At 32.0% G+C, this 13,941-nt stretch carries 10 protein-coding genes; 9 read left to right on the forward strand and 1 reads right to left on the reverse strand.

Going from position 1 to position 13,941, the window contains the following annotated elements:
• Window positions 1-8: 8 nt before the first annotated feature.
• A complete protein-coding gene (locus bsdtb5_RS04660) occupies window positions 9-650 on the reverse strand; it encodes a PspA/IM30 family protein (RefSeq protein WP_334297402.1) in 642 nt (213 codons plus the stop codon).
• Between the two features lie 480 nt (window positions 651-1,130).
• Here bsdtb5_RS04660 and bsdtb5_RS04665 point away from each other — a divergent pair, with 480 nt between their 5' ends.
• From bsdtb5_RS04665 to bsdtb5_RS04705, 9 genes are all read left to right on the forward strand, one after another.
• Complete coding sequence (locus bsdtb5_RS04665; RefSeq protein WP_271714896.1) at window positions 1,131-2,177, forward strand: LacI family DNA-binding transcriptional regulator; 1,047 nt, start codon at window positions 1,131-1,133, stop codon at window positions 2,175-2,177.
• A gap of 400 nt (window positions 2,178-2,577) precedes the next feature.
• Window positions 2,578-5,496 carry an extracellular solute-binding protein gene (locus bsdtb5_RS04670; RefSeq protein ID WP_271714897.1) on the forward strand — a complete coding sequence of 973 codons (2,919 nt, stop codon included), beginning with the start codon at window positions 2,578-2,580 and terminating at the stop codon, window positions 5,494-5,496.
• A 19-nt stretch (window positions 5,497-5,515) separates the two neighbouring features.
• Window positions 5,516-6,424 (forward strand): carbohydrate ABC transporter permease, encoded by a 909-nt coding sequence (locus bsdtb5_RS04675; protein WP_271714898.1) that lies wholly within the window; start codon window positions 5,516-5,518, stop codon window positions 6,422-6,424.
• A gap of 1 nt (window position 6,425) precedes the next feature.
• The gene (locus bsdtb5_RS04680) at window positions 6,426-7,313 is read left to right on the forward strand and encodes a carbohydrate ABC transporter permease (RefSeq protein ID WP_271714899.1); all 888 of its coding nucleotides are present in this window, start codon (window positions 6,426-6,428) and stop codon (window positions 7,311-7,313) included.
• 11 nt (window positions 7,314-7,324) lie between these two features.
• Complete coding sequence (locus bsdtb5_RS04685; protein ID WP_271714900.1) at window positions 7,325-8,773, forward strand: NHL repeat-containing protein; 1,449 nt, start codon at window positions 7,325-7,327, stop codon at window positions 8,771-8,773.
• Complete coding sequence (locus tag bsdtb5_RS04690) at window positions 8,773-9,393, forward strand: Yip1 family protein (RefSeq protein WP_271714901.1); 621 nt, start codon at window positions 8,773-8,775, stop codon at window positions 9,391-9,393. The genes bsdtb5_RS04685 and bsdtb5_RS04690 overlap by 1 nt, the downstream gene beginning before the upstream one ends.
• A 12-nt stretch (window positions 9,394-9,405) precedes the next feature.
• Window positions 9,406-11,982 (forward strand): DUF5696 domain-containing protein, encoded by a 2,577-nt coding sequence (locus bsdtb5_RS04695; protein WP_271714902.1) that lies wholly within the window; start codon window positions 9,406-9,408, stop codon window positions 11,980-11,982.
• The gene (locus bsdtb5_RS04700; protein ID WP_271714903.1) at window positions 11,982-12,890 is read left to right on the forward strand and encodes a carbohydrate ABC transporter permease; all 909 of its coding nucleotides are present in this window, start codon (window positions 11,982-11,984) and stop codon (window positions 12,888-12,890) included. The genes bsdtb5_RS04695 and bsdtb5_RS04700 overlap by 1 nt, the downstream gene beginning before the upstream one ends.
• 14 nt (window positions 12,891-12,904) lie before the next feature.
• A complete protein-coding gene (locus bsdtb5_RS04705; RefSeq protein WP_271714904.1) occupies window positions 12,905-13,909 on the forward strand; it encodes a carbohydrate ABC transporter permease in 1,005 nt (334 codons plus the stop codon).
• Window positions 13,910-13,941: the final 32 nt, after the last annotated feature.

The following is a 13,941-nucleotide window of genomic DNA, read 5'->3' on the forward strand; positions in this document are numbered from 1 at the left end:
GACAGTCTTTATTGATTTAAAGAAGCTTTTAGTGCAGCTAACTCATCATCTATGTTAGAAGTATCCGAATATTTGGCAGTTAAGTCTGCCATATCATCGACAGGACCTTTGTTCAACTCAGCCATAGCGTTGGCTTTGTCAAGCATTTTGTCTGCTTTTTCTTCCATTCGATCAAATGCTGATATGGAATTGTTAGCGCTATTTACGGAAGAACCTATACTGTTGATTCTCTCCTGTGTTTTGGCAACTGCAATTTTGCTTTTTATCATATCTTTTCTTGATTCTAGTTGATTGATATCGCCAACTAACTTATCATGCATTTGTCTCATGTTTGCAGCATTTTGGCTAGCTAGTTGATAACTCTGAGTTAAGCTAGATTGTTTTGCGGTTAAAGTGGCTTTTCTTTCAAGAAATTTCTTTGCATCATCGTCGTTACCTGATTGAACAGCTTTCATAGCATATGTTTGCATTTTATTGATCTCAGCAGTGCATTCATCCAATTCACGTTTAGTTCTCTGTTCCTCTGCCATAACAGAAGCTGTTTCAGACTTAACTTTTCCTAGGTCACTGTTTAGGTTTCTTAAACATTGATCAATCATTTTTTCAGGATCTTCTGCTTTGTCTAATAGTGCGTTAATGTTGCTGGCCATTATGTCCTTAAATCTTGTTAAAATTCCCATAGAATTATCCTCCAATATTTTACTGTATTAAATGGTTTTAAATAACTTAAAATCTTTTCTTAAGTGTATTATTTCCAAGGGCTAACGTCAAGTTAAAAATCTATTAGAAGAATGATAAAAAGATTAAAAGAAAGAATGCATGATGTTATTGAAAAGTTTTTAACATTATATTGAAAAAATCGTGCAATTATTGTACAATATTAGTACATGACTAAGTAGCTTTGTCAGCTAAAAAAAGTGACATTAGTGTACTGTATATTGTTCGTTTATTGAGATGAATTCAATTTTTGCATGCAATTTGTTTGGAGTTATCTGATTTAAAACAAAGTATTTAAAGTGGATAGCATACAGGGTTGAAAGAAAGTAAAGTATAGAAAGGAATACCACAAAGTGATTCTTTCAACTAATTTGTTGTGGTGGTGACATAGCTTGATATAGCTGTGTTATACAATGGGTAAAATGATGAGAAAAGTTACAATACAAGAGGTGGCGAAAGAACTTAATTTGTCTAGAAATACAGTGGCAAAAGCACTTAATAATAGCGATACGGTAGCATATGAGACTAGATATGTAGTAATTAAAAAAGCATATGAAATGGGATATTCTAAATTATCTCAATCTGTATTAAGTGAATTTAAAATTAAAGATCGTCTGGAAAAGACGAAAACAATCGTGGTGTTGGCTAGAAGAGAACTATCAACATTTTGGAATCGGATTATTATGGGGATATCAGATGAATTAAATAAGAATAATTGCAAATTGCAATTTAATTTTATTAGTGAAGATGATGAAAGGGATCATATTCTTCCAATTGATATGCAGTCGGATATAAGCGGTATTATTATGCTTAGTGTATTTGAAAAAGAATATATAAATCTTATTATGAAAAAGAGGGTACCAGTTGTGTTTTTGGATGGTCCAAGCGATTTGTATGATATTGTTTCTCTTGGAGATGTGGTATTGTTTGAAGGCAGTAATAGTGTTAAAGTTCTAACAAAGAGCCTCATTGATCAAGGAATGCAAAAAATAGGATTTATTGGAGACATTACTTATTGTAAGACAATTCTAGATCGATATATAGGATATCTTGAAGCAATGCGAGAAGCGGAGATTGAGATTGATGATAGAATTGTAATTACAAATCATGTAACAAATAAATATTACCGTGTAGAAGAGGTCGTTGCAGCATTAAAGAGTATGCCATATTATCCAGAAGCGATAGTATGTGCAAATGATGATATAGCAAAAGATGTAATTAAGTATTTAAGAGACAATAGTTTATCAGTCCCAAAGGATGTTGCGGTAACAGGATTTGATAATAAAGAAGAAGTGTCAGTTATGATTCCTTCACTAACAACTGTGCATATTGGAAACCAAAGAATGGGAAGAAGATTAGTGCAACAATTAATGTGGAGAATAGAAAATAGTGATCTTCCAAAAGAAGTTGTAATTATTAATACAGAAGTTATCATTCGCGAATCTTCTGTTAGAAAATAGAATAAATTAAAAAGTAGATTATTAATAAAAGCATGAATAAAAGGAATTAACCTTTTGTTTATGCTTTTATTTTTTCTAAAAACAATGTGTCCTAAAATGTAAAATAGTGAATAAAAATGCAAAATTAAAAATGTGAAAATGTTGTATGAAATTGTGCAGTAATAAAAACAAAAGAAATTGCTGAAAAAAATGATGTATAGTTATTATTCACAAAATATCAAGGGCTTAACAATTTAAAATATATTAAAAGAAGTTAAATTAGATGCTTTATATAAAAAATGTTGTGTAAATAGCATAAAATGGTTGACAGACTGGAAAAAATTTAATAAAATAATTGTAAGATAAATAAACAATATATGCACTATTAAGAAGTTAAAAATGCAATATAAGGAGGAGCAAAATGTTAAGGTGCTTGCAACGGGGAAGAAATAAAATATTCATAGCGGTTTTTATATTCCTTTTAAGTGGTTTACTAATGAATCATTCTGTACTGAAAGCAAAAACAGATACTTCATTAGATCAATATAAAGAAGATCTGGATTCTTATAGTGATTCCATTGGATATAACGAATATATAAAACAATATGATAACAATATTAGACCAACCTCAGAATATGTTATCAATGCCAAAGACTTTGTTCGTGTAGAGGGTATGAATGTATCTTACTACAATGATTATAAGGGAGTTAGCGGAACTTCTGTTTTAACAGATGAGAAAGGTCTTATTGAATATGAAGTTAATGTTCAAGAAGAAGGCTTATATGATATGTCACTGCTATACTATCCAATTGAAGGAAAGAGCGCTGCAATTCAAAGGGGTATCTTCATTGACGGAAAGCTACCATATAAGGAATTTAGTACTTTAGAATTTCAAAGAATTTGGGTAAATCAAACAAAAACTTGGGAAGTAGATAATCAAGGAAATGATTTGAAACCTAAACAAATAGAGGCACCTGATTGGATGTCGAGTTATTTATATGACAGCCAAGGATATGTAACAGATGCTCTTCCAGTTTATTTAACAAAAGGTGTACATACCATTACTCTTGTATCACAAAGAGAACCAATGTTACTTAGAAGCATTAGTTTGAAGAATGAAAAAGAAATTCAAAAATATAAAGAAGTAAAAAAAGAATACAAAGATAATGGGTATAAGAATTCATCAAAGAAAATGATTAAGATTAATGCAGAAGATGCTGATCGCAAATCATCTCAAATGCTTTACCCAGTACAGGATAAATCTTCTCCATCCGTAACACCATATGACTCCAAAGAACTAAAGAATAATACAATAGGTGGAAACAACTGGAGATTGGTTGGCCAATGGATTGAATGGGATTTTAATGTAAAAGAATCCGGACTATATAACATATCACTACATGATAAGCAAAACTTTGTAAAAGGTATTTATACATCTAGAAAAATTACAATAGATGGGAAAGTTCCATTCCAGGAATTGAGTGATTATGGTTTTAAATATACAGGTAACTGGAGAATGGAAAAGCTTGCAGATAAAAATGGAAAAGCGTATAAATTTTATTTGGAAAAAGGAAAACATACGATCCGAATGGAAGTTGTACTTGGCGATTTTTCAACAATTGTAAGTGATGTACAGGATATTATGATGAATCTTAACAGCATTTATCGTAAAGTAATACGAATTACAGGGGTTGCTCCTGATGAATTTCGTGATTATCAAATTGCAACTAGTATCCCAGGTCTTGCAGATGAGTTAAAGGTTCAAAGAGATCGATTAAATGATGTAATAAGTAGATTGAAAGCTGCAGCTGGTGCGGGTAGTGACAAGGAAACTGTATTAATTACAATGAGAGATCAATTAGATACTTTAATTAAAGATGTTGAAAAATTCACGAAATTAGTAGGCTCTTATAAAATCAATACAACTGCATTAGGTACTTGGATTACTCAGGTAATTGCTCAACCATTACAACTAGATACGATTTATATTTATTCGCCTAATTATAAGGCTCCAAAAGTGCATGACTCATTTTGGGATAAGTTAACACATGAAGCAAAGGCGTTATTTAATTCATTTATTATCGATTACAATAAAGTAGGTAATGTAACAAAAAGTGACAAGGAAACTAAGTCTATTACGTTGTGGGTAGGAACGGGACGTGATCAAGCAAATACAATTAAGGGACTTATCGATGAGACATTTACAAAAGAAACAGGAATTGGTGTAAATGTTATGTTGGTAGATATGAGTACATTACTTCAAGCAACTCTAGCAGGACAAGGGCCAGATGTAGCAATTCAAGTAGGTAATGATTTGCCTATGAATTATGGACTTCGTAATGCTGTTGCGGATTTAAGTCAATTTTCAGATTTGGCTGAGGTAAGGAAAAGGTTCTACGATAGTGCTATGGTTCCGTTTGAATTTGATGGAAAAACCTATGCATTACCAGAAACACAGACTTTCCCAATGATGTTCTATCGTAAGGATATACTAAAAGAATTAAATCTTAAAGTACCACAAACTTGGGATGATATGAAAGTAGCGATGTCTGTATTAAGTAAGAATCAGATGGAATTAGGAATGTTGCCAACTAACTTATCTCCACAGTTAGCTGAACAAGTATTTGCAATGTTACTTTATCAAAACGGTGGTGAATATTACAACAAAGATGCAACAAAGTCAGCTTTAGACAGTGATGCAGCTATTAATGCATTTAAAGAATATACTGAGTTCTACACAGACTATAAGTTAGATAGAGAAACAAGTGTTGAAAATAGATTCCGTACTGGTGAATGTCCTATTATCATCGCTGACTACACAGTTTATAACACACTCCAAGTATCTGCACCCGATATTAAAGGATTATGGGGATTCACAACGGTTCCTGGAACAGTGAAAGAAGATGGTAGTGTGGATCATACGGTATCTAGTACAGGACTAGGATGCGTTATGATGGATAGCGCGAAAGATAAAGAATCATCTTGGGAATTCATGAAATGGTGGACATCCGCTGATACACAGACACTTTATGGTAGAGAACTTGAAGGCTTAATGGGTGCAGCAGCTAGATATCCTACAGCAAATATTGAAGCATTTTCGGAACTACCATGGCCAACAGACGATTTTGAAGCTCTTAAGGAACAATTCAAAACAGTAAAAGGTATTCCACAAGTACCGGGTGGATATTATTCTTGGAGAAACGTGAATAATGCTTTTTACAAGGTGGTAGTTGAAAATTCTATGGCTCCTAGAGAAGCATTAATGGAATATGTAAGATATATCAATGATGAAATAAATAATAAACGAGATGAATTTGGCTTACCATTAGCGGATAATTAGGAAAGAGGGGAACAGAAAATTGCAGAAAAAGAATAGCTATTCATTGAAAAATGAAATCATTAGAAATAAAGCTTCCTACATAATGTTAGCACCTTATTTCATACTATTTTTCTTGTTTACGGTACTGCCAGTGTTAGCTTCTATCGTATTGAGTTTTACGCATTTTAATATGTTGGAATTTCCGACTTTTGCAGGGTGGTCTAATTATTTAAAGTTATTTCTGGAAGATGATATCTTTATGCTGGCTATAAAGAATACATTTATATTTGCGGTTATAACAGGACCTGTAAGTTATTTTATGTGTTTAATATTTGCATGGATTATTAATGAATTCAAAGGAAAGCTTCGTGCAATATTAACATTAGTGTTTTATGCACCATCTATCTCAGGTAATGCTTATCTAATTTGGAATCTTGTTCTTTCTGGTGATAGATATGGTTATTTAAATAGCTGGTTAATGAAATGGGGATTCTTAAATGCACCAATCCAATGGATGAAAACTGCAAAATATGTACTACCTTTCCTAATAATTGTGCAGTTATGGTTATCATTAGGTACTGGTTTCCTTACATTTATTGCTGGTCTCCAGACGGTAGACAAATCATTATATGAAGCTGGTGCAATGGATGGAATTAAGAATAGATGGCAGGAATTATGGTTTATTACACTTCCATCTATGAAACCACAGTTAATGTTCGGTGCGGTTATGCAGATAACACAAGCATTTGCAGTAGCTGATATATCAATTCAATTAGCAGGTAATCCGAGTGTTAACTATTCAGGTGCAACAGTAGTAACCCACTTAATGGATTATGGTACAACAAGATTTGAAATGGGTTATGCATCTGCAATAGCAACAGTATTATTTATCGTTATGATAGGTACAAATAAATTAGTTCAAAAGATTCTTGGAAAGGTAGGACAGTAGTATGGCAAGAGATTACATGAAACCAAGACGTCGATTTTTCCATAAAGAAAAACAGTTAAATCGTTCCAAAGCTGGAAATACAACATTGTTCGTTCTCATGGCCATATGTGGTGTGTTTATGGTTATGCCTCTGGTTTTAATTTTTAATAATGCATTAAAACCACTAGATGAACTTTTTATCTATCCTCCAAGAATTTTTGTTAGAAACCCATCCATAACTAATTTTTCAGATTTGTTTGTGTTAATGTCTGGGTCATGGGTTCCATTTAGTAGATATATATTTAATACCTTAATTATAACCGGAGTAGGTACGGTGGGGCATGTAATATTTGCTTCACTAGCAGCTTATCCATTGGCAAAAAATGATTTTCCGGGCAAGAAGTTTTTATTTGGTATGGTAGTTCTATCTCTTATGTTCTCTTATAACGTAACTGCAATACCAAACTATATGATTATCTCTTGGTTAGGTATCAATAATACATATTTAGCAGTTATTTTACCAGCATTCTCCTATGGATTAGGCTTGTATCTGATGAAACAGTTTATTGAACAACTTCCAGACTCGCTAATGGAATCCGCTAGACTAGATGGAGCAAGTGAATATAAGACTTTTTGGTCAATTATTATGCCAAATGTAAAACCAGCTTGGTTAACATTAGCAATATTTCAGTTCCAAACTTTATGGGGAAACACAGGAACGTCCTTCCTTAGAAGTGAGCAGTTAAAACCATTACAATATGCCTTACAGCAAATTGTAGCAGGTGGTGCAGCGAGAGCAGGAGCTTCGGCAGCAGTTCAGTTTATTATTGCAGCAATTCCAATTACATTTTTTATCGTTTGTCAAAGTAATGTAATTGAAACAATGACTACATCAGGTATGAAAGAATAGGAGGGATAAGAATGAGAAAAAAGAGATTGTTATTTATCCCCTTAATGATTGCATTAATGCTTACTTTTAATACAATCGCTTACGCAGATGATGTACCTTATGATACATATAATTATGATTCTTGGGGAGATATTGTATATACACCTGCAGCATATGTGCCAGAAAAGCATCTATCAGGTGCAGATCTTGGAATTGGGAATTTTGTTACACCACAGGATTTCTACGTGACAGACGATGGTTATATTTATGTTGCTGATACGGGAAATAATCGAATTGTTGTAACAACAAAAGATTGGAAATTAGTTAAAGTTATAGATCAGTTTATGAATGATGGAAAAAAAGATGGATTTAAATCACCATCAGGAATCTATGTAACGAAGGATAAAAGAGTATATATAGCAGATACAGATAATAACCGAGTTGTAGCACTTAAAGATGACGGATCACTTTATCAAATTATTAGTAATCCTAAATCAGAGGTATTAGCAGATAACTTTGTATTTACACCTCAAAAGGTAACAGTTGATTATGCGAATCGTGTATATGTTATCGCAAAGGGTATGTTCCAAGGAATTATGGCATTTGATGAAACGGGTAATTTTACAAGCTTTAGTGGAACAATAAATGTTCAGATAACAACTCTAGAAAAGATATGGAGAAAGTTCTCAACAAAGGCACAAAGATCAAGACAATCTTTGTTCATACCAACTGAATTTACAGGAATTGATGTTGATAGTGATGGATTTGTCTTTGCGACAAATGTTGATAATGAGGGTACACAAGCTGTTAGAAGATTAAATCCAAAAGGGCAGGACGTAATAGATAAAAATGATAAGTATAAACTTGGAGGAGATTTGATATTCCGTTTGATGGGTGATTATTCAGGAGCATCACACATTTCAGACATCGTGGTTAGAGAAAAGGGAATCTATAGTGTGGTCGATTCAACAAGAGGAAGAATCTTCACTTATGACCATGAAGGTAATCTGTTATATATCTTTGGTGGATTGGGAAGTCAAATGGGTACCTTTAAGATGCCGACAGCAATTGAAAAAATTGATGATAATATAGCTGTATTGGATTCAACCAATGCTGAAGTACTAACTTTTTCAGAAACAGAGTATGGTAAATTAATTAATGAAGCAGTTGGTTTAAGATATGATGGAGATGAAACTAAGGCAGTTGAGAAGTGGAAACAAGTATTAAAATTGGATTCCAATTACGAATTAGCTTATGTTGGTATTGGAAAGTCCTATCTTGCAGCTGGTAAGAACAAGCTTGCTATGAAATACTTAAAATTAGGAATGAATAAAGAATATTATTCGATTGCTTTTAAAAGATATCGAAATGATATATTAAAAGATAATCTAGGATATATCCTTACGGGAGTTGTTGTTATAATAGCTGGATATTCCGTTGTATCCCGTGTGAAGAAGCATAAAAGAGAGGAGCAGAATTAATGTCAAAAGAAAAATTACTTTATCCTTTTTATATATTGACACATCCTATGGATGGCTTTTACGAAGTTAGGCATAGGGAAAAAGGAAGTGTTCCTCTTTCATTGTTGATATTGTTACTATTTAGTATATCATTTAGTATAAATAAGCGTTATGCAGGTTTTGTAGTAAATGATATCAATCCATTAAGTGTAAATAGTTTTCAGGATTTTAAAGGTATATTTGCTCTGTTTTTTCTTTTTTGTGTAGCAAATTGGTCGATTACTTGCCTTGTTGAAGGAGAAGGTCGATTAAAAGATATTGTAACGGTTGTAGGATATGCAACATTACCATTAGTATTAGCTTATATTCCAGCCACTTTATTTTCTCAGATAATAGCAGAAAATGAAGAAGCATTTTACTATTTGGTGCTAGGCATAGCAATCGCTTGGTTCTTACTTCTAATTTTTATAGGGATTATGACAGTGCATAATTTCACATTTGGGAAGATGATAGGAACATTAATCTGTACATTTATTGCAATGTTAATTATTATCTTTATAATATTGCTAATCATGACATTAATTCAACAAGTATACACTTTCTTTGAAAGTATATATACAGAATTACTGTTTAGAGTATAGGAGGACGGTGGTATGAAGAAAAAAACTAGATATATACTAATCGGAATAGCCGTTATCTTATTAGCAGCCATTGGATATGCTAGTTATTTATGTTTACATTTCTTTTTCTATGATAAGTACAAAGAAGCATTACCTACTTACAAATATGAAAAAGGTACTGAATATAAAGGTTTATCAGATACTACAAATAATGTAGCAGGAATGGAATTAGTTGCAGAAAATGATGATCTTAAATTATATACTAATCCGACGACTACTGAGATTGCTGTATATGATAAGAGAACTGGCGAAACTACATATTCCAATCCAATCGATAAAGATAATGACAAATTGGCAACTGGTACAAATAAATCTTTACTAAACTCACAATTAGTAATTGATTATTATGATAAGACACGTACTATAGTTACAATGAATAGTTATGACTTATCAACAAAGAATAATCAATTTAAAGCTGAATCAATAAAAAACGGTATTAGATATACATATACATTTGGTGATTTATCAAGTAAAACAGGTATTGTACCTCAGTATATCACAGAAAAAAGATTGCAAAGTTTAATTCTTGATAAACTTTCTGGATCAGATTTAAGACTTGTAAAAGGAAAGTTTGCTGAATCAAAAACAGTAAAAGGTTACTTGGAATTAAATACTGCAGCTACTAAGTCAAAAATTGGTATGAAAAAATTAAATGATGCTTTTACAAAAGCAGGGTATACAGAAAAAGATTATAACGAAGATAAAGCAGCAGCAACTGGTGAGAGTGAAGAGAATATTACATTTACCATTCCACTAGAATATCGTTTGGATGGTGACAGTTTGGTAGTAACAGTCCCAACCAAAGAGATTAAAGAAACAGGTGAGGCTAAGCTTGCTAATATCGAGATGCTCCGATTCTTTGGTGCGGCAGGAACAAATGAAAATGGTTATATGTTAGTTCCTAATGGTTCGGGTTCTTTAATTAATTTTAATAATGGTAAGAAGAATGAACAATATAATCAATATGTATATGGAATGGATCCAGTATCTATGGGATATACCGTTGTAGAAAGTACAGAGAAAGCAAGACTTCCAATCTTCGGAATAAAAAGAGATAATTCAGCAATATTTGCTTCAATTGAAAGCGGAGATACTGTTTCTAACATCATCGCAGATGTATCGGGTAAACTAAATAGTTACAATTATGTTTATCCAACCTTCCATATTAGAGAAGGAGAAAAATTATCGATGTTTGGTACAACAGGAGCTTCATCAGAACTTCCAGTTGTTGAAAAGAACTTTTATAAATTAGATCTAACAGTAAAATACTCATTTTTAAAGAAAGATGAAGCTAGTTATTCTGGAATGGCTAATCATTACAGAAATGAGTTAATCGAAAAAGGAGTGTTATCTAAGAAACAAAATGACAGTAAGTTACCTTTTTACTTAGATATACTTGGTGGGGTTCGTAAAAAAGAATTTATTGCTGGTGTGCCTCATAACACGGTTTATCCAATGACTACATTTAATCAGGCAAAAGATATAATAGATAAATTTTATGATGCAGACATTAAAAATCTTCGAGTTAACTATAAAGGTTGGTTCAATGGAGGTTACTATAATTCAGTATCGAACAAAATAAAAGTAATGAAAAAACTTGGCGGAAAAAGTGATCTTGAGGACTTAACTAACTATATTGAAAAAGAAGGCGGTAAACTCTTTGTAGATACAGCATTCCAAAATGTAACTTATTCATCAAGTAAATTCAATTATATGCTTGAAGCTTCAAGATACTATACAGGTAGGGCTGTTATGTATGGCAAGGTTAATCCAGGAACGTTAAGACAAACAAGTGATCTTGGTGGATATAGTGAATTGTTATATTATGTTATGTCACCAAAATTCCTGGTTCGTTATGTAGATTCTTTTAGTAATAAAATTAAGAATTATAATGTAACAGGTGTTTCATTAAGAGATTTAGGAGATGTATTACAATCAGATAAGAGAAGAACAGAGATTATCAACCGTGAAGAAGCAAAGTATGTTGTGAAGAATGAACTTAATACATTAAAAGAAACGAATAAAGATTTGATGATAAAAGGTGGTAATTATTATTCTCTTGGATATGCTACTGATTTAACAGACGTACCAACAAGTGCGAATGAATTCTATATCATTGATCAAGAAGTTCCTTTCTATGAGATGGTGCTTCATGGATGTGTTGATTATACTGGTAGTTCTATTAATTTGAATGATAGTTATAATAAGCAAGACATTCTTTTGAAAATGATTGAAGATGGAGCAGCACCACATTTTATTCTTTCTTATAAGAGTTCAAGTAATATTAAATATACTGGTACAAATGATATGTATGCCACTTATTACAAGAATTGGATTAATGATGCGAAAGATATATATATAAGTGTAAATGAAGTTTTAAAAAATGTTGAGAATAGTAATATTATTAATCATGAAATATTAGATAATTCTTTAGTAAAAGTTACATACGACAATGGAGTAATCATTTATATTAACAAAGGTAATGAGTCAGTGGCAGCAGATGGTATCACAGTTAATGCAAAAAGTTATGTAGTCAAGGGGGTAGAATAATGAAATCAAAGAAACTTACACTCATGCAAAAAAGGGCGTTGACAGGTCTGATTTTCATTTCTCCTTGGTTAGTTGGATTTATTGTATTCTACCTTGTCAGCTTAATTAAAACAATACAATTTAGTTTGTGTAAAGTAAGTGTAGCTGACACTGGTGGTTATGCATTGGCATTTAAAGGGTTATCCAATTTTAAGTATGCATTATTTCAAGATGCTGACTTTAACCAGATTTTGGTCAATTCGGTAATAGGAATGCTTGTTGATATGCCCTTAATCATCTTCTTTAGTTTGTTCATGGCAATTTTACTAAATCAGAAGTTTAAGGGAAGAACAATTGTAAGAGCAATATTTTTTATTCCAGTTATTATGAATGCGGGAGCAATCAATGATGCACTTGAATTAGCGAGACAGTTAATTGCTGGAGGTCTAAGTGCTGTTGCATCAGATGCTGGTACATCATCTAGTGGAGTTAATGTTTATTTCTTATTTGATACATTTTCAGAGTTAGGAATTCCACGAGGATTGATTGACTATATTATTGGAGCAGTTTCAAGATCTTATGATATTGTTAGAGCATCTGGTGTTCAGATTATTATATTCTTGGCGGCACTTCAATCGGTGCCTGGATCATTATATGAAGTATCAAAAATTGAAGGCGCAACCGCATATGAAACATTTTGGAAAGTAACATTCCCTATGGTTACACCATTGATTTTAACAAATGTAGTTTATACCATCGTTGATTCATTTGTTACTAGTGATGTAGTAGATATGGCATATAAAGTAGCAATTACAGATCACAAATATGGTATTAGCTCTGCAATGAGCTTATTAAGTACTGGTGTAGTAAGTATTGTATTAATTATAGTTGGTATCTTAGTCTCGAGAAAGACATTCTACTATAACTAGAAGGAGGAGTAAAATTGGAACTTATTGAAAAGATGAAACAATCAAAAGACAGTATTAAATTATTTGCAAATAGCTCTAATAGGGTTAATGAACAGAAGAAATTATTAAGTAAAACCAAGAGAATACTCCTAAATGTTTTGAGATTTATTTTAATCGTTGGTATTTCCTATATAATACTATCGCCTTTGATTACGATAATTAGTAGATCATTTTTCTCGGCAGAAGACGTGTATAATCCGTTAGTGTTACTGCTTCCAATTAATCCAACACTAGAGAATTTTAGAATAGCTGCATCAAGAATGAGTTATGTATCAACCTTAACTTCTACCATTATATATGTTCTTTCATTAATGCTAATACAGTTATTTATATGTTCGATGGTTGGATATGGTTTTGCAAGATTTAACTTTCCATTTAAAAAATTATTGTTTGCATGTGTAATTTTTACAATCATAATTCCAACACATACAATTATGCTACCAATCTATATGCATTTTCGTAAATTTGATCTATTTGGTTTGGTTCAGCTGTTTACAGGAAAAGATGGTATCAATCTTTTATCGACTAGAGTACCAATGTATATTATGACCATATTTGGTTGTGGACTTAGGTCTGGATTATACATCTATATATTCAATCAATTTTTTAGGGGATTACCAAAAGAGATTGAAGAAGCTGCATTCATTGATGGTGCAGGATCATTCTATACATATTTTAGAATTATGTTGGTAAATGCAATACCATCCATTATCACAGTATCTGTATTCTCGATTGTTTGGCAGTACAATGATATGTTTTACAGTAAATTATTTTCTATAAAAGCGGATTACTCAATGAGTATAAAGATATCAACGTTACAAGCCACAATTCAGAATATGGATAAGATTACAGATCCAAAATTAGCTCAAATTTATTTATATGCAGGTATTGTATTAACCGTTTTACCGGTAGTATTAATGTACATTGGTTTGCAGAAGTATTTTATGGAAGGTGTGGAGCGAAGCGGTATAGTTGGATAGCTTCGTAAAATACAATCCTAAAAATAAATTAT

Origin of the sequence: Anaeromicropila herbilytica (assembly GCF_016591975.1) — a bacterium.
Lineage (GTDB): Bacteria > Bacillota > Clostridia > Lachnospirales > Lachnospiraceae > Anaeromicropila > Anaeromicropila herbilytica.